Here is a 17,218-nt window from a genome sequence, read left to right as displayed (position 1 = left end):
ATTCTCACCTGGTCCGCCACCCCGCACCGTACAAAACCGTTTCGTCGCTGAGAGGTTGGAGCATGTCGGACGACGTCGTCGCCGCCCGGGCCGTTGCCGAGGAGAAGTCGGCCTTCTCGCACCCGCCCGTCGACCCCGACACCACCGCCGCGTACGGCGACCACCCCGACCAGGTGATCGACTTCTACGCCCCCAGGGAAGACGCCGCTCCCGGCGACTCCGCGCCCCTCGTCGTGGTACTGCACGGTGGTGCCTGGCGAGCGCCGTACGACCGGCTGCACATCACGCCGTTCGCCGACTACCTGGCGCGACGCGGCTTCGCCGTGGCCAACGTGGAGTACCGGCGGGGAGCGGAAGGGGTGGCCGGGACCGGCGGGTCACCGGTCGCGGGGCGCTGGCCCGACACCTTCGACGACGTTGCCGCGGCCCTCGACGCGCTTCCCGCGCTCGTGGCGCAGGCGCTGCCGCAGGCCGACGCCCGCCGCACGGTGCTCACCGGCCATTCGGCGGGCGGCCACCTCGCGCTGTGGGCGGCGGCCCGGCACGTCCTGCCCGCCGACGCCGCCTGGCGCACGGCCGGGCCCGCCCTGCTGCGGGGCGTGGTCGCCCTCGCCCCGATCGCGGACTTCGCGGTCGCGGAGAAGCTCGATGTGTGCGGGGGCGCCGCCGGTCAACTCCTCGGCGGCGACGAGCTGTTCGCCGAGCGGCAGCCGTACGCCGACCCCGCCCTGCTGCTGCCGACCGGTATCGCCACGACCCTGGTCCAGGGGCGGGCCGACCTGGTCGTCCCGCAGGCCGTCGCCGACGCGTACGCGGACGCGGCGGCGAAGGCGGGGGAGGTGGTGGGGGTGACCCTGCTGGAGGATGTGGGCCACTTCCCGCTGATCGATCCGGCGGCGGACGCGTGCGCGGTGGTGGCGGAGGAGATCGCCCAACTGGCGTGGTGACGGCCTCTGGTTCTGTCGGCAGCCCCTGGTTGTCGTACCCGTAATACCTGAGAGCTACGTCGGAGGAGAGTTCCTCAGCGGGACGCGAACGACGAGCGCCGATCCGTAACTTCCAAGCCTGGACGGCCCGATGACGGGCGAACTGGCGGGGGAGGGGCGGGATGGCCGGGTACGACGGGGTGCGTGGGGTTCGCTTGCGGGGCGGGCGGGGCGGGCGGCGCCGTGGGGAGGGAACGCCTCGCGGCCGGCGCTGGATCCGCGCCCTTCTCGCGGTCCTGATCACCGCAGCCGTCGTCGTCCCCCTCACGGCGGCGGCCCGGCCGGACATCCCCGCCCCCGCTCCGGCCCGCCTCGCCGCGCCGACGGCGGCGACCCTCGACGAGGCGTACGCCGCCAACCGGGCCAACGCCGCCGAGGCGTCCCGGATGGCCGCGGCCCACGGCGACCACCACCGCGCGGCAGCCGACCGGGAGTTGGCGGCCCCGACCCACAAGCTGCTCGCCTTCGACGGCCGTGGTGACGGCCGGGCCACGGAGGTGTTCGGGGATCTCGCCCACGCCGACCGCGTCGCCGTCCTGATACCGGGCTCCGACACCTCACTGGACACCTACGGCCGCTTCCGCGCGGGCGCCGCGGCCCTGCACGAGCGGCTCACCCGCCGGACCGGCGCGGGCAGCCGTACGGCGGTGGTGGCCTGGCTCGGCTACACCACACCGGGCACGGTCAGCACGACCGTGCTCACCCCGACCCGCGCCGACGAGGCGGCCCCCGAACTGCGCGACCTCGTAGGCGAACTGCGCGCCGTCACCGGTTCGGGCACCCGCATCTCGCTCCTGTGTCACTCGTACGGCTCGGTCGTGTGCGGCCGCGCCGCTCCCGGCCTCGACGTGGACGACATCGCCCTGCTCGGCAGCCCCGGCACGGGCGTGGACGAGGCGGCCGGCCTGCACACCCGCGCTCGGGTCTGGGCGGCCCGGGGCGCCGACGACTGGGTGGCGGACGTGCCGCACGTCAGCGCCGACCTGTTCGGCACGACGGTCGGCTTCGGCACCGACCCGGTCTCCCCGGCCTTCGGCGCCCGTGTCTTCGCCGCCGGCGAGGGCGGCCACAGCGACTACTTCTCCCCGGGCTCGGTCTCCCTGGCCAACCTCGCCCGGATCGTGCTCGGCGAGACGACGGAGGTGACCCGTGCCTGAGACCCGCGATGTGCGCCGGCTGTCCGGCATACGGCAGGCCGCGGCCCGTATCGACGCGGCCACGCCCCCGCAGCGCGACCGCGCCGTGGACGCCCTGCGTGCGCTCGCCATCCTCGGTGTGGTCCTCGGCCACTGGCTGGTGACCGCCCTGGTCGCCGACGGCGACAGCCTGCGCGCCGCGAGCCCCCTCGGCCCGATGCCCTGGCTGGCTCCCGTGTCCTGGGTGTTCCAGACCCTCGCCGTGTTCTTCATGGTGGGCGGCCATGTGGCGACCCGCAGCCTCGCCTCCGCCCGCGCGCGAGGGGCACAGCGGGACGGCCGCCACGGTGTCTACGGCACATGGCTGCGGGCGCGTCTGGCCCGGCTGTTCCGGCCGGTGGCGGCCGTGCCGGCGGTGTGGACGGTGGCCGCGGTGGGCCTGCTGCTGGGCGGCGCGTCGTTCGTGACCGTGCACACCGTGGTCAAGCTGGCGCTGTCCCCGTTGTGGTTCCTGCTGGTGTTCGCCGCGCTGACGGCCGCGACCCCGCTGCTGGCCCGGCTCAACCCGCTGTGGCCGCTGGCGGTCGTCCTCCATGTGGACCTGGTGCGCTTCGGCCTGGGCGGCCCGTCCTGGCTCGGCTGGGTGAACCTCGCGGCCGGCTGGCTGGTGCCCTACACCCTGGGCGCGGCCTGGAGCCGGGGCGAGCTGGAGCGCCCCCGCGCGGGCTGGACGCTGTTCGTCGGCGGCACGGTGGCGACGGCCGTGCTGGTCGGCTGGGCGGGCTATCCGGCGTCGATGGTGGGCGTGCCCGGCGCGGCGGTCTCCAACCTCAACCCGCCGACCCTGGCCGCCGTCACCTTCGGCCTCGCCCAGTGCGGGCTGGCCCTGCTGCTGCGCGACCGGCTGCGCCGCGCCATGACCCGTCCGTCGGCCTGGGCGGCCGTGGCCCTGGTGAACCTCTCCGCGATGACGGTGTTCCTCTGGCACCAGACGGCCATGATGGCGACCACGGCCACCGGCCTCCTCGCGGGCCGGCTGCCCGGCCTGCACACGGTCCCGGACGGCCTGGACTGGGTCGCGTCCCGACTGCTGTGGCTGCCGGTGTTCGCCCTCGTCCTCGGGGTGTGCTGGTCGGCGTTCCACGGCTTCGAGAGCCGCGGGGCACGGCGTGTCCGCGGGTCCGCGGAGCGGTCACGGGTGGTGCGGGTCGCCGGGCGGCCGGAACCGTCGAGGCTGCCGGAGGCCCGCCGTGTCTAGGGTGGTGCGGACGAACGGGGTGGAGGGGGTGCTGACCGGGGTGCAGAGCTGGGTGATCCGCGGCCTGCGGGTGCTGCGCGACGACCTGTGGACGGCCCGGGCGGACCCCCTTCCGCCCTTCGTCTGGCTGCGCTGGCTGCCGCACGGCCTGGTCTGCCTGGTCGCGTTCGGCACGACGGTCGCCAACTTCGACCAGATGGTCGACCGCTACGAGCTCGGCGTGCAGTACGGCACGGTGTGCGCGCTGCTGCAGGGTGTGGCGGTGGTGCTGGCACTGTGGCGGCCGGTGCCGGCGTGGTGGCTGTCCCTGGTCGTCACGGTGGTGGCCGCGCTGGGCGCCCGGGGCCAGATGCTCGCCGACCTCAACTTCGACGCCCGCCAGTGGCCGTTGGGTGTGCCCCGTCCGGAAACGGCCCCGGACTACCCCGGCTGGCCGTGGGGCCCGCCCGGTCTGGTCGCGCACTGCATGGTGCTGTTGCTGCTCGCGCTCAGGGTGCCCACCCGCGTCGCCGTGGAGGCGCTGGCCGTGACGGCACTCGCCACCTACCTGGTCCAGGGCGTGCTCGGCGGCGCGAGCTACACGCCGACCGGTGTTCTGGCGATGACCCTGTTCGCCGTCGTCGTCCTCCTCGGCACCGCTCTGCGCGGCCGCCGCGTGGCCCGCCATCAGCTCGTGGAGCAGGCCGGCATCACCGCCGAGGAGCGTGCCCGCCGCACGCTTCTGGAGGAGCGCAACCGCATCGCGCGCGAGCTGCACGACGTGGTCGCCCACCACATGTCGGTGATCTCCATCCAGGCCCAGGTGGCCCCGCATCTCGTGGAGAACCCGCCCGAGGAACTGAAGGAGAACCTCGCCGGCATCCGGCAGAACGCCCTGGAGGCGCTCACCGAACTGCGCCGGGTGCTCGGTGTGCTGCGCTCGGAGAACCCCGACGACCCCTACGGCCTCGGCGCGGCCGGCGACGGCACCGCCCCGGACACCCCGCAGCCCACCCTCGACCGCCTCGACGCCCTCCTGGAGAACACCCGCGCGGCGGGGCTGGACGTCGTCGCCGACGTCGAGGGTGAACCGCCCGGGTACTCGCCGGGCGTGCAGCTGTCGGCGTACCGGATAGTCCAGGAGGCGCTGAGCAACGCGCTGCGGCACGCGCCGGGTTCCCAGGTGCGGGTACACGTCACCCACCGGCCCGACGGTCTGGATCTGGACATCACCAACAGCCGCCCGAGCGGCCCCGTACGGCCCTCGCCGGGCGCGGGCCACGGCCTGCTCGGCATGCGGGAGCGGGCGGCGATGCTCGGCGGCCATGTCGTCGCCCATCCGACGCTGCACGGCGGGTTCTCGGTCACGGCGTTCCTGCCGAGGGACGGCGTCGCGCCTCCGCACCAGGACCTCGGGACCCCGGAGGGCCTGGAACTCGTCTTCCCCGACGACCCGCCTCCCACAGGAGAAGAGAGAACATGACGAGCGGCGGCACCATCCGCGTACTGATCGCCGACGACCAGCAGATGGTCCGGCAGGGCTTCACCGTGCTGCTCAACGCCCACCCCGGCATCGAGGTGATCGGGCAGGCGGTGGACGGCCTGGACGCCGTCGGGCAGGTCGCCGAACTCGCCCCGGACGTCGTCCTGATGGACATCCGCATGCCCGAGCTCGGCGGCATCGAGGCCACCCGCCGCATCACCCTCGCGCACCCCGCCATCAAGGTGCTGGTGCTCACCACCTTCGACCTCGACGAGTACGTGTACGAGGCGTTGCGCGCCGGGGCGTCCGGGTTCCTGCTGAAGGACGCCTCCGCGGACCAGCTCGCCGAGGCGGTGCGGGTCGTGGCGGCGGGCGACGCCCTGCTCGCCCCCGGTATCACCCGCAAGCTGATCGCCGAGTTCTCCCGGCTGAACGGCACGCCGAGACTGCCGCTGAAGGAGCGGGTCGGCGGCCTCACGGAACGCGAGACGGAGGTGCTCACCCTGATCGCGCAGGGCCTGTCCAACGCGGAGATCGCCCGCCATCTCGTCGTCGCCGAGCAGACCGTGAAGACGCATGTGGGCCGCATCCTGGTGAAACTGGGCCTCCGTGACCGCACCCAGGCGGCGGTGTTCGCCTACGAGTCGGGGCTGGTGAGACCGTCGGGGTACTGAGCGGGTACTCCCCGACGGGACCCGTAGTACTTGAGACGGATCCGCCGGAACCCCTCTCACTGGTGACGACCGCGACCCCTCATCCCGCCTACCGTTTTGAATGTGACCGAGACGACGCAGACGCACATGCCGTCCCATGACGACCCGCACGGCGCCTACCAGCCGAAGAGCCCGGAGATCCGGGCGGCCATGGACGCCCTGCGCGGGATGCGACAGGACCTGTTCGACGACGTGCTGGCCTATCGCCCGCTCCCCCCGAGGGAGCCCACCGGCCCCTTCACCCGGCGGCTGAAGGGCCGCAAACGGGAGTACGCGACCTGGTCGCGGCACGCGCTGGTCGCGGCGGGCGGTGTGTTGGCGATGCTGGTCGCCGTGATGCCCGGCGGAGGCGGCTCGACGGACGTTCTGAGCGGCCTGCTCGTCCTGGCCCCGGTGCTGCTGACACTGGTCCGTCCGGCCGCCGCGTTCTGGCTGTCGCTGGTGTCGACGACGCTGGTCGCCCTCCTCGGCGAGACGTACGGCAACTGGCCCTGGCTGCCGCCCAGTTTCATCTCCCACCTGGTGGTGCTGGCCGTCGTCGCGATCCGCACCCGTCCGCGCACGGCGGCCTGGATGTGGCTGCTGACGGCGGCCTACGGCTTCACCGTCGAGACGGCCTTCAGCCGGGACTACTACCCGACGAACGTCGGGCCCATGATGGTCACCTCCGCGATCGTCCTGCTCGCCGTCACCGTCTGGCACATACGCCGGCAGGCCGAGCAGGACATGACGGCCCAGCAGACGGTCACCGCGCACGAGCGCTCCCGGCGCACGCTGCTGGAGGAGCGCACCACGATCGCCCGCGAGCTGCACGACGTGGTCGCCCACCACATGTCGGTGGTCGCCATCCAGGCGGAGGCCGCCCCCTACCGGGTGGAGAACCCGCCGGAGGAGCTGGAGAAGGCCTTCGCGACGATCCGGGAGAACGCGGTCGCGGCCCTCACCGAGTTGCGCCGGGTGCTGGGTGTGGTGCGCGCCGAGGACTACGAGGTGCCCGACGCCCCGCAGCCGACCCTGGCCGAGCTGGACGGGCTCCTCGCCAATGTGCGGGAGACGGGTCTGGACGTGACGAAGACCCTCACCGGCGCGGTCCGTGAACTCCCGCAGGGCGTCGAGCTGTCGGCGTACCGCATAGTCCAGGAGGCCCTGAGCAACACGCTCCGCCACGCCCCCGGCGCGAGCGCCCGCGTGGAGATCGGGTACGTCCTCGGCGGACTCGGCCTGCGCGTAGTCAACGACCCGCCGCCGAACCCCTCCCTCGTCAAGCCCTCACCCGGCGCGGGCCACGGCATCACGGGGATGCGCGAGCGTGTGACGATGCTGAACGGCGAGATGACGGCGGAGCCGACGGCGGAGGGTGGCTACGAGGTGGCGGTGTTCCTGCCGGTGCCGTTGGCCTCTGGTGAAGGTGGAGCATGACGATCCGTGTACTGATAGCGGACGACCAGATGATGGTGCGCGAGGGCTTCTCGGTCCTGCTGAACGCGATGCCGGACATCGAGGTCGTCGGCGAGGCGGTCAACGGCCGCGAGGCGGTGGACCGTGTCCGTGAACTGTCCCCCGACGTGGTCCTGATGGACATCCGCATGCCGGAGCTGAACGGCATAGAGGCGACACGGGAGATCGTGGCGGCGGACGGCGCGGCGAAGGTCCTGGTCCTGACCACCTTCGACCTCGACGAGTACGTGTACCAGGCCCTGCGCGCCGGAGCCTCCGGCTTCCTGCTGAAGGACGCCTCGGCGCGCCAGCTGGCGGACGGTGTGCGGGTGGTGGCGGCGGGCGAGGCGCTGCTCGCCCCTTCCGTCACCAGGCGGCTGATCACCGAGTTCTCGAAACTCACGGACGCCCCCCGTCTGACCCACACCGCCCAGGCGTCCTACGGCGAGTTGACCGAACGCGAGACGGAGGTGCTGGTGCTGATCGCCCAGGGCCTGTCGAACGTGGAGATCGCCGGTCGCCTGGTGGTCGCGGAGTCGACGATCAAGACCCATGTGAGCCGGATCCTGGTCAAGCTGGGCCTGAGGGACAGGACCCAGGCGGCGGTGTTCGCGTACGAGGCGAGGCTGGTGACGCCGGGCTGAGGTGTTCTCATCGCTCGGCCTGTCCAACGCGTTGTGGATTCCCCTAGGTTGTGCGGCATGACCAAGGGTGGGGAACCGCAGGCGTCCGGATCGCCGGGGCGGGACTGGTGCGGGTGTCTCGCGCCGTCCAGCGAGGTGCCGACCGCGGCCGACATGCGCTTGCACACCGAACGCCAGGACACGTCGGCGCCGGGATGGCAGCGCCTTCTCGCGTTGGTCGAGGAGGCGGCCGCCGACGGGCGGGAGGAGTTCAGGCCGCTGGCGGAGCTGACGGCGGAGGAGCGCCGGCAGGTCGTCACGCTCCCGCCGACCATCGCCAAGCTCAAGGCGGTACGGCATCTGATGCTGTACGGCAGCAATCTCGTCCGGATCCCGCCGGAGATCGGCGAGATGGAGAGCCTGGAGGAGTTCACGCCCTACACCTCCTACCGGCTGCACTGGTTCCCGTACGAGGTGACCCGGTGCGCGAACCTGCGGCGCAGCACGGTCAGTACGCGCGCGCTCTACGGCAACTTCAAGACCCGGGTCCCGTTCCCCTCGCTGCGGCCGCCGGTGCCGCAGGCCGAGACGGCCGGTGCGTGCAGTGTCTGCGCCGGGGCCCTGCCGGCGTCGGGGCCGGAGCAGGTCTGGGTGTCGCTGCCCGTCGCGACCGACGTACTGCCCCTGCTGGTCAACGCCTGTTCGCAGGACTGCGTCGACGCGCTGCCCCAGCCGGCCGCGCACCATGTCCCCACCGCCCATCGCGGCGGGCCGAGCGTGGTCCAGCCGCCCGCCCGCTGAGCCTCAGGGCATGTCCGCCACCGTTCTCAGGACTCGTCAAGACCCCCTGGTCAGCAGCCCGGCGAGCGGTTAGCGTCCGTGCATGGCAGCAGCTGACGACCTCCGCTTCGACCCCTGGGACCCGGCGTTCCTCGCCGACCCCTACCCCGCCTACGACGAGCTTCGGCAGCGGGGCCGGGTCATCCACTACGAGCCCACGAACCAGTGGCTGGTCCCGCATCACGCGGATGTGTCGGCGCTGCTGCGCGACCGACGGCTGGGGCGGACGTATCAGCACCGGTTCACGCACGAGGACTTCGGGCGCGGTGCGCCGCCGGCCGAGCACGAGCCGTTCCACACGCTCAACGACCACGGGATGCTCGATCTGGAACCCCCGGACCACACGCGGATCCGGCGGCTGGTGTCGAAGGCGTTCACACCGCGCACGGTGGAGCAGCTGAAGCCGTATGTGCGGCAGCTCGCGGGGGAGCTGGTGGACGGGCTGGTGCAGGCCGGCGGCGGTGACCTGCTCAGTGATGTCGCCGAGCCGCTGCCCGTCGCCGTGATCGCCGAGATGCTCGGGATTCCGGAGGCCGACCGTGCGCCGCTGCGGCCCTGGTCCGGGGACATCTGCGGGATGTACGAGCTGAATCCCTCGGAGGAGACGGCGGCCAAGGCCGTGCGGGCCTCCGTCGAGTTCTCCGAGTATCTGCGGGAGCTCATCGCCGCCCGTCGCAAGGAGCCCGGGGAGGACCTCATCTCGGGACTCATCGCCGCGCACGACGAAGGCGACCGGCTCACCGAGCAGGAGATGATCTCGACGGCCGTGCTGCTGCTCAACGCCGGGCACGAGGCGACCGTCAACGCCACCGTCAACGGCTGGTGGGCGCTCTTCCGGAACCCCGACCAGCTCGCCGCCCTCCGTGCCGATCACTCGCTCGTCCCCTCCGCCGTAGAGGAGCTGATGCGGTACGACACCCCGCTGCAGCTCTTCGAGCGGTGGGTGCTGGACGAGATCGAGATCGACGGGACGACCGTCCCCCGGGGCGCCGAGATCGCCATGCTCTTCGGCTCCGCCAACCATGACCCCGAGGTGTTCCGGAACCCCGGGAACCTGGACCTCACCCGCGCGGAGAACCCGCACATCTCGTTCTCCGCGGGCATCCACTACTGCATCGGCGCGCCGCTGGCCCGCATCGAGCTGGCCGCGTCGATGACGGCACTCCTTCAGAAGGCCCCGACGCTGACCCTGGCGGCGGAGCCGAGGAGGAAGCCCAACTTCGTGATCCGGGGACTGGAGGGGCTCACCGTCTCCCTGTGACGCGGCTGACCACCGCCCACAGGACCAGGCCCGCCGCCGCTCCGCCGAGCAGCGCCAGCGGCAGCTCCGCGTAGAGGACGCTCAGGTCGGGGGCCTGCTCGAAGCGCCAGAGGCGGGAGCGGACGTCGATCGACCACACCGCGAGCCCCGCGCCCGCCCCGAGGGCCACGGTCAGACACCCGGCGGCGGCCTGCGTACGTTGTCCCATGCCCGGGAGGGACGCGCACGGGCCGCCGCGGGGTTCCGCCGCCGACATCCTCCGTCCGTCCGGGTTCCTCGTCGGTCTCCTGCGGTCCGCCGGGGTTCCCCGCCGGTGTCCTGTGGTCCGCTGGGGTTCCTCGTCGGTGTCCTGTGGTCCGCTGGGGTTCCCCGCCGGTGTCCTGTGGTCCGCTGGGGTTCCCCGCCGGCGTCCTGTGGTCCGCCGGGGTTCCTCGTCGGTCTCCTGTGGTCCGCCGGGGTTCCCCGCCGGCCTCAGGCGGTCAGGTCACGGCGACGCAGTCCCGCCAGACCGGCGGTCACCAGCAGCCCCGACAGGACCACCAGCACCCCCACCGGCTCCCAGCTCAGCTCCCCGCCCGGCAGCTTCGGGAGGTGGCCGAAGGGGGACAGGTCCAGCACCGTCCGCGGGACGTCCAGCGCCGGTCCGATCCAGCCGATGAGCAGGACCGCGCCCGCCACGGCCCACGCGGCGGGCGCCAGCCGGGGGGCCCAGCCGTACAGCAGGACCGCGAGGCCGCCGACCACCCACACCGCCGGGAGCTGCACCAGGCAGGCGGCCAGGATGGCGCCCGCCTCCTTGCCGTGGCCGGCCACGAAACCGAGGCCCGCCAGCAGCATGATCAGGGCCGAGCCGCCGAAGGCGATCAGCAGATGGCCGGCGGCCCAGCGCAGCCGGCCCACCGCGTTCGCCAGGACCGGTTCCGCCCGGCCCGACGTCTCCTCGCCGTGCAGCCGCAGCACCGAGCCGACCACGTACAGGGACGCGATCAGGCCCAGCATGCCGACCATGGCCGCCAGGAACGCGTCCGTCAGACCCGACTGGCCGCCCATCCGCTCGAAGATCTCGCGGGCCTTGTCGTTGTCGGCGACGAGGTCGGCCGCGCCCTCCGCCAGCCCGCCGTAGACCACCCCGGCGAGGAAGAAGCCGATGCTCCAGCCCAGCACGCCGCCCCGCTGCAGCCGCCAGGCCAGCGCGCCCGCCGAGGCCAGGCGACCGGCCGCCGGTCCCGGCCGGGTGGGCAGGAAGCTCATGCCCACGTCCCGGCGCCCGGCGAGGACATAGGCCACCGCCGTCTGCACCGCGACCGCTCCGGCGAACAGTCCCAGCACCCACCAGCGTTCGTCCGCGAACGGCCGCAGGTTCTCCAGCCAGCCCAGCGGGGACAGCCAGGTCCACACGGAGGAGCCGTCGTCCTTCGCCGAGTCGCCCGCCGCCCGCAGCACGAACGCGGCGCCCAGCACCGCCGCCGTGAGCCCCCGCGCCAGCCGTGCGCTCTCCGTGAGCTGCGCGACGATCGCCGCCGTCGTGGCGAACAGCGTCCCCACCCCGGCCAGTCCGAGGCCGAGGCTCAGGGCGCCCGCCGTGCCCCGGCCCGCCAGGCCCGCCGTCACCAGCAGGGCCAGTACGCCGTTCGCGACCCCTGCGGCCAGCAGCGCCGCCGTCAGCGAGGCGCGCCGACCCACCGCACCGGACGCGATCAGCTCCTGGCGGCCGCTCTCCTCCTCGTCACGGGTGTGCCGTACGACGATCAGCAGGCTGGTCACCGCCGCGAGCGCACCCGCGTACACGCCGACCCGCCACGCCGTGAGCGCGCCGAGGGAGTCGTCGAAGACGGGGCCGATCAGGGCGCGCAGGGAGGCGTTGGTGTCCATCTGGCGGAGCAGGTCGGCCCGGTCGGCGGGGGTGCCGTACAGGTTCTCCAGGGTGTTCGGCATGGAGAGGACCATCAGGGTGTTCACGGCCACCCAGACGGGGATCAGCAGCCGGTCGCGGCGCAGCGCGAAGCGCAGCAGGGTGCCGGTGCCCACGAGGGCGGTCATCGCGCCGCCACCTCGTCGGCCGGGTCGGCCCCGTCTTCCTGGTAGTGGCGCAGGAACAGCTCCTCCAGCGTCGGGGGCGTCGAGGTCAGCGACCGTACGCCCGACTCGGTCAACGACCGCAGGACGGCGTCGAGTTTGTCCGTGTCGACCTGCAACCTGACCCTCCCCCAGACTCCGTCCGGGGGGACCCCCACCTGGACGTCGAGGTCGTGGACGCCGGGCAGACGGGCCAATCCGTTGGGCGGGCCGGCGAGTTCGGCGGTGACGCTCGTCCGGGCCAGATGGCGCAGGTCGGCGAGTGAGCCGCTCTCCACCGTCCGGCCCTTGCGGATGATGCTGACCCGGTCGCAGAGCTCCTCGACCTCGCTCAGGATGTGGGAGGACAGCAGGACCGTGCGCCCCCGGTCCCGTTCCTCCTCCACGCAGCGCCGGAAGACCTCCTCCATCAGCGGGTCCAGGCCGGAGGTCGGCTCGTCCAGGATCAGCAGGTCGACGTCCGAGGCGAAGGCGGCGACCAGGGCGACCTTCTGCCGGTTGCCCTTCGAGTAGGTGCGGCCCTTGTTTGTGGGGTCCAGCTCGAAGCGGTCGATGAGGTCGGCGCGGCGCCCGGCGTCGAGGCCTCCGCGCAGCCGGCCGTACAGGTCGATGACCTCGCCGCCGGACAGGTTGCGCCACAGGGTCACGTCCCCGGGGACGTAGGCGATGCGGCGGTGCACCTCGACCGCGCCGGCCCACGGATCGCGGCCGAGGACCTGCGCGGCACCGGAGTCGGCGCGCAGCAGGCCGAGCAGGACGCGGATGGTCGTCGACTTTCCGGAGCCGTTGGGGCCGAGGAAGCCGTGCACCTCGCCCGTCTCGACCTCCAGGTCGAGACCGTCCAGCGCGTGCGTGCGGCCGAAGGACTTGTGCAGTCCGGACACCGTGATGGCCTTCGTCATGCTTCCGAACGTACGCTTCTTTCAGAACTTTGTGAAGATAAGGAAGCCACTGAACGCTCGATAGGATGGGTCCATGACGGAATCAGCTGAGGTCGAGCGGGACGCCGAGGCCGTCTCCCGGTTCGTCGAGTCCTTCGCGGCGCAGCTCGTGGAGGCGGGCGTGCCGCGCATGCCGGCCCGGGTCTTCGCCGCGCTGCTCGCCTCCGACGACGGAGCCCTGAGCTCGGCCGAGCTCGGCGAGCGGCTGCAGATCAGCCCGGCGGCCGTCTCCGGCGCGGTGCGCTATCTCGCGCAGGTGCACCTGGTGTCCCGGGAGCGCGAGCCGGGTTCGCGGCGCGAGCGCTACCGGGTCCACAGCAACCAGTGGTACGAGGCCCTGACCAACCGTGAGGCCCTCATCAAGCGCTGGGAGGGCGCCCTGCGCGAGGGCGTCGCCAGTCTCGGCGCCGACACCCCGGCCGGACGCCGCATGGCCGAGACGCTCGCCTTCTTCGAGTTCGTCGAGGGCGAGGTCTCGGCCATGATGGAGCGGTGGCGGATCCACCGCGAGCAGTTGTTCGGGGACCGTTGACTCTTCGGGGCGGTTAACGCTCCTTGGTCTCCTCCAGCACCGTCCGCCCCAGCAGTTGGTACCGCTCGGGCGCGCTCTTCTTCAGGTACTGCGCGTAGCCGACGCCGGCCACCGCGATCAGGGCGACGATCCACGGGGTGGCCTTCAGCACCAGCGAGCCCGACTCCGGGCCGGCCGCGACGCCCATGTTGGACACCAGCAGCGCCACCACCGCGAGCATCGCGACACCGCCGACGAGCGGCGCGGCGAAGGTCTTGAACCAGTGCCGGCTCTCGGGGTGGTGCGAGCGGAAGTACACCAGCACCGCGAACGAGCACACCGCCTGGACGACGAGGATCGCCATGGTGCCGAGGATCGCGAGCAGGACGTACGTACCGGTGTACGGGTCCTTGCCCGCGGCCCAGAACGCGCCGATCAGCACGGCCGAGACGATCGTCTGGACGAGGCCCGCGATGTGCGGGGAGCCGTGCCGGGCGTGGGTGCGCCCGACGGTGCGCTGGAGGGACGGCAGGACGCCTTCCCGGCCCAGGGCGTACATGTAGCGGGCGGCGCAGTTGTGGAAGGCCATGCCGCAGGCCAGCGAGCCGGTGATCATCAGCCACTGCATGACGACGACCGCCCAGTGGCCGACGTACTGCTCGGTGGGGTTGAAGAACAGGCCCAGCGGGTCCTCGGTGGCGACCTTCACGGCGTCCGACTCGCCCGTGCCGGTGATGGCCATCCAGGAGACGAAGACGTAGAAGACGCCGACGCCGAGCACGGAGATCATCGTCGCCTTGGGGATGATCTTCTTCGGGTTGCGGGACTCCTCGCCGTACATCGCCGTCGACTCGAAGCCGACCCACGACCAGAAGGCGAAGAACAGCCCGAGGCCGGCGGACGTGCCCTTGAAGGCGTTGACCGGGTTGACCGGGTCGATGCTGAAGCCGTCCGGTCCGCCGCCGTGGAAGGCGACCGAGATCGCCATCGCGGCGAGGATCGTCACCTCGGTGGCGAGGAGCACGACGAGCAGCTTCTCGGCGACGGAGACGCCGAACCAGGTGCCGGTCGCGTTGATGGCGAGCATCAGGACCGCGAACGCCCACCACGGGACGTGCAGTCCCGTCTGGTCCTCGAGGGTCGTCGTGGCGAAGGTCGAGAAGATGCCGATCAGCGCCGGCTCGAACACGACGTACGCGAAGGTGGCGAGGAGGCCGGAGGCGAGACCGACCGAGCGGCCGAGGCCGTACGAGATGAAGCCGTAGAAGGCGCCCGTGGACGTGATGTGCTTCGCCATCGACGTGAAGCCGACGGAAAAGATTGCCAGGACGACCATTGCGACGAGATAGCTCGCCGGTGCGCCGACGCCGTTGCCCGCGGACACCATGAAGGGCACGTTGCCCGTCATCGCGGTGATCGGCGCGGCCGTCGCGACGGCCATGAAGACCACGCCCAGCAGGCCCACGGCGTTGGGCTTGAGCCGATGAACGACTCCCTGTTCCGTTGTGCTCGCCGCCGGGGCGACGCCCTCGTCCACTGCCATCGGGTGGCCCCTCTCCTTGCCCGTCCACTTACGTGCTGGACCGGAACTCTTCTGCCCGAATGAGTCGAGTAAGGGTCTCGGGACGTTAAATGCTTGTCAACCAGACCTTTAGAAATGTGAGGGAAACACCGGGCTCGTACGGTCGCCGCCATGAGCGTCTACACCTCCACCCTCGGCGGCGAGCGGCACCGCTTCGGCTCCCTCGCCCGCCTCCTCGCCGCCGCGAGCCCCGAACGCTCCGGCGACCGCCTCGCCGGCCTCGCGGCCCGCACGGCCCGGGAGCGGGTCGCGGCGCGCTGGGCGCTCGCGGAGGTCCCGCTGACCGACTTCCTCACCGAGCCCCTGATCCCGTACGAGGACGACGACGTCACCCGGCTCGTCCTCGACACGCACGACGCCACCGCCTTCGCGCCGGTCGCCTCGATGACCGTCGGGGAGCTGCGGGAATGGCTGCTGTCCGACGCGGCGGACGCGGCGGCGCTGGCCGCGCTGGCGCCCGGGCTGACCCCGGAGATGGCCGCGGCGGTGTCGAAGCTGATGGGGAACGCGGACCTGGTGGCGGTGGCGCGCAAGGTGCGGGTGGTGACGGCCTTCCGCTCGACGATCGGTCTGCCGGGGCGCCTGGCGACCCGCCTCCAGCCCAACCACCCCACCGACGACCCGGCGGGCGTGGCGGCCGCCCTGCTCGACGGTCTGCTGCTGGGTTCCGGCGACGCGGTGATCGGCATCAACCCGGCGACGGACAGCCCGAAGGCCGTACGGGACCTGCTGGAGCTGCTGGACGGCGTGATCGACCGCTACTCCATCCCCACCCAGTCCTGTGTGCTGAGCCACGTCACGACGACCGTCGACCTGATGGACCGCGGGGCGCCCGTCGACCTCGTCTTCCAGTCCATCGCGGGCACCCAGGCCGCGAACGCCTCCTTCGGCGTCACCCTGGGCCTGCTCGACGAGGCGTACGAGGCGGCGCTGGCCCTGGACCGGGGGACGGTCGGCCGCAACGTCATGTACTTCGAGACCGGGCAGGGCAGCGCGCTGTCGGCGGACGCGCACCACGGGGTGGACCAGCAGACGGTGGAGGCGCGGGCGTACGCGGTGGCGCGCCGGTACGACCCGCTCCTGGTCAACACGGTCGTCGGCTTCATCGGCCCCGAGTACCTCTACGACGGCCGGCAGATCCTCCGCGCGGCCATGGAGGACCACTTCTGCGGCAAGCTGCTCGGCCTGCCGATGGGCCTCGACATCTGCTACACGAACCACGCCGACGCGGACGACGACGACATCGCCACCATGCTGACGATGCTCGGCGTCGCCGGGGCGTCCTTCGTGATCTGCACCCCGGGCGGCGACGACATCATGCTCAACTACCAGTCGGCCTCGTACCACGACGCGCTCTATCTGCGGGAGGTGCTGGGGCTCCGCCCGGCACCGGAGTTCGAGGCATGGCTGGACTCGATCGGACTGCTGGACGAGCGGGGCACCATCCGCGAACTCGCCGGCACGGCCCATCCCCTGACAGCGATCGGACGGGAGCTCGCGGCATGACGGAGGTACCTGTGCTGGACGGTGGCGTGACGGACGTGGGCGTGACGGAGGTGTCCGTGCTGGACGGTGGCGTGACGGACGTGTCCGTGCCGAACGGCGGCGTGCCCGACCTCCCCGCCCCGAACGGTGACCTGTGGTCGGCGTTGCGCCGCCGTACCCAGGCCCGTATCGGCCTCGGCCGGGCCGGTGCCGCGCTGCCCACCCGCCATCGTCTCGAACTCCAGGCCGCGCACGCCGCCGCCCGGGACGCGGTGCACTCGCCGTTCGCCCCGGACACGGTGGCCGCCGCGCTGCCCGGTATGCCGACGGTACGGGTCCGCAGCGCCGCCCCCGACCGGCTCACCTACCTCCAGCGCCCCGACCTGGGCCGTCGGCTGGACGCCACGGACCGTGCGCATCTCCCGGTCGGCGAGTGGGACGTGGTCTTCGTGGTCGCCGACGGGCTGTCCAGCCGGGCGGTGCACGAGCATGCGGCGGCGATGGTGCGAGCGACGGCGGAACGCCTCCCCGGCTGGAGCGTGGCCCCCGTCGTCCTCGCCGAACAGGCCCGGGTGGCCCTCGGCGACGACGTGGCGGCGGCGATGGGCGCGACCACGGTGGTCGTCCTCGTCGGCGAACGCCCTGGCATGTCCGCGGCGGACTCCCTGGGCGCCTACCTGACCTACCGGCCGCGCCCGGCCATCACCACGGACGCCGACCGCAACTGCCTCTCCAACATCCGTCCCCCACTGGGCCTGGACTACGAGACAGCGGCAGCGAAACTGGCGGCACTGATGACGAGGGCCCGGGAACTGGGCGTCACGGGGGTGGGGCTGAAGGACGAGCCGACCCCGACGGGAGAGCTGGCGGTATAGAAGCCGGGACAGAAGCCGGGGGCTACCCGAGG

16 protein-coding genes are annotated in these 17,218 nt (G+C 72.4%); 12 read left to right on the top strand and 4 right to left on the bottom strand.

Annotation, left to right across the window (positions count from 1 at the left end):
• The first annotated feature begins 62 nt into the window (after positions 1-62).
• From ACIRF9_RS24355 to ACIRF9_RS24315, 9 genes are all read left to right on the top strand, one after another.
• On the top strand, positions 63-947 hold the full coding sequence (locus tag ACIRF9_RS24355; protein ID WP_403825915.1) for an alpha/beta hydrolase: 885 nt from the start codon (positions 63-65) through the stop codon (positions 945-947).
• A 161-nt stretch (positions 948-1,108) separates the two neighbouring features.
• Positions 1,109-2,143 carry an alpha/beta hydrolase gene (locus ACIRF9_RS24350; protein ID WP_403825913.1) on the top strand — a complete coding sequence of 345 codons (1,035 nt, stop codon included), beginning with the start codon at positions 1,109-1,111 and terminating at the stop codon, positions 2,141-2,143.
• A complete protein-coding gene (locus ACIRF9_RS24345) occupies positions 2,136-3,380 on the top strand; it encodes an acyltransferase (RefSeq protein WP_403825910.1) in 1,245 nt (414 codons plus the stop codon). The genes ACIRF9_RS24350 and ACIRF9_RS24345 overlap by 8 nt, the downstream gene beginning before the upstream one ends.
• 1 nt (position 3,381) lies before the next feature.
• Positions 3,382-4,842 (top strand): sensor histidine kinase, encoded by a 1,461-nt coding sequence (locus tag ACIRF9_RS24340; RefSeq protein ID WP_403826425.1) that lies wholly within the window; start codon positions 3,382-3,384, stop codon positions 4,840-4,842.
• Positions 4,839-5,516 carry a response regulator gene (locus ACIRF9_RS24335; protein WP_403825907.1) on the top strand — a complete coding sequence of 226 codons (678 nt, stop codon included), beginning with the start codon at positions 4,839-4,841 and terminating at the stop codon, positions 5,514-5,516. Before ACIRF9_RS24340 ends, ACIRF9_RS24335 begins: the two co-directional genes overlap by 4 nt.
• A 102-nt stretch (positions 5,517-5,618) precedes the next feature.
• Complete coding sequence (locus ACIRF9_RS24330) at positions 5,619-6,974, top strand: histidine kinase (RefSeq protein WP_403825904.1); 1,356 nt, start codon at positions 5,619-5,621, stop codon at positions 6,972-6,974.
• The gene (locus tag ACIRF9_RS24325; protein ID WP_403825902.1) at positions 6,971-7,636 is read left to right on the top strand and encodes a response regulator; all 666 of its coding nucleotides are present in this window, start codon (positions 6,971-6,973) and stop codon (positions 7,634-7,636) included. The genes ACIRF9_RS24330 and ACIRF9_RS24325 overlap by 4 nt, the downstream gene beginning before the upstream one ends.
• 57 nt (positions 7,637-7,693) lie before the next feature.
• Positions 7,694-8,416 (top strand): leucine-rich repeat domain-containing protein, encoded by a 723-nt coding sequence (locus ACIRF9_RS24320; RefSeq protein ID WP_403825899.1) that lies wholly within the window; start codon positions 7,694-7,696, stop codon positions 8,414-8,416.
• 82 nt (positions 8,417-8,498) lie between these two features.
• Positions 8,499-9,716, top strand: coding sequence for a cytochrome P450 (locus ACIRF9_RS24315; RefSeq protein WP_403825896.1), 1,218 nt, complete (start codon positions 8,499-8,501; stop codon positions 9,714-9,716).
• Here the strand turns inward: ACIRF9_RS24315 and ACIRF9_RS24310 are convergent.
• From ACIRF9_RS24310 to ACIRF9_RS24300, 3 genes are all read right to left on the bottom strand, one after another.
• Complete coding sequence (locus tag ACIRF9_RS24310; protein WP_403825893.1) at positions 9,700-9,924, bottom strand: hypothetical protein; 225 nt, start codon at positions 9,922-9,924, stop codon at positions 9,700-9,702. The genes ACIRF9_RS24315 and ACIRF9_RS24310 overlap by 17 nt on opposite strands.
• Before the next feature lie 263 nt (positions 9,925-10,187).
• Positions 10,188-11,756 (bottom strand): ABC transporter permease, encoded by a 1,569-nt coding sequence (locus ACIRF9_RS24305; protein WP_403825890.1) that lies wholly within the window; start codon positions 11,754-11,756, stop codon positions 10,188-10,190.
• Entirely contained in the window at positions 11,753-12,694 is a 942-nt protein-coding gene (locus ACIRF9_RS24300; RefSeq protein ID WP_403825887.1) for an ATP-binding cassette domain-containing protein, read from the bottom strand. Before ACIRF9_RS24300 ends, ACIRF9_RS24305 begins: the two co-directional genes overlap by 4 nt.
• Positions 12,695-12,767: 73 nt before the next feature.
• Between ACIRF9_RS24300 and ACIRF9_RS24295 the strand changes: the two genes are divergently transcribed.
• Positions 12,768-13,265, top strand: a complete 498-nt coding sequence (locus tag ACIRF9_RS24295) for a GbsR/MarR family transcriptional regulator (RefSeq protein WP_403825884.1) — start codon at positions 12,768-12,770, stop codon at positions 13,263-13,265.
• A gap of 13 nt (positions 13,266-13,278) precedes the next feature.
• On the opposite strand, the gene ACIRF9_RS24290 is transcribed toward ACIRF9_RS24295, so the two are convergent.
• Complete coding sequence (locus tag ACIRF9_RS24290; protein ID WP_403825881.1) at positions 13,279-14,787, bottom strand: APC family permease; 1,509 nt, start codon at positions 14,785-14,787, stop codon at positions 13,279-13,281.
• Positions 14,788-14,937: 150 nt separating this feature from the next.
• Here ACIRF9_RS24290 and ACIRF9_RS24285 point away from each other — a divergent pair, with 150 nt between their 5' ends.
• Together ACIRF9_RS24285 and eutC are read left to right on the top strand one after the other, a co-directional pair.
• Complete coding sequence (locus ACIRF9_RS24285; protein ID WP_403825878.1) at positions 14,938-16,332, top strand: ethanolamine ammonia-lyase subunit EutB; 1,395 nt, start codon at positions 14,938-14,940, stop codon at positions 16,330-16,332.
• Positions 16,329-17,186: an ethanolamine ammonia-lyase subunit EutC gene (gene eutC / locus ACIRF9_RS24280; RefSeq protein WP_403825875.1), complete on the top strand. Its 858-nt coding sequence runs from the start codon at positions 16,329-16,331 to the stop codon at positions 17,184-17,186. Before ACIRF9_RS24285 ends, eutC begins: the two co-directional genes overlap by 4 nt.
• Positions 17,187-17,218 lie beyond the last annotated feature (32 nt).

This window comes from Streptomyces sp. NPDC096132 (genome assembly GCF_044763345.1).
In the GTDB taxonomy this organism is placed as follows: Bacteria; Actinomycetota; Actinomycetes; order Streptomycetales; family Streptomycetaceae; genus Streptomyces.
This window is presented reverse-complemented; position numbering and strand designations above follow the sequence as displayed.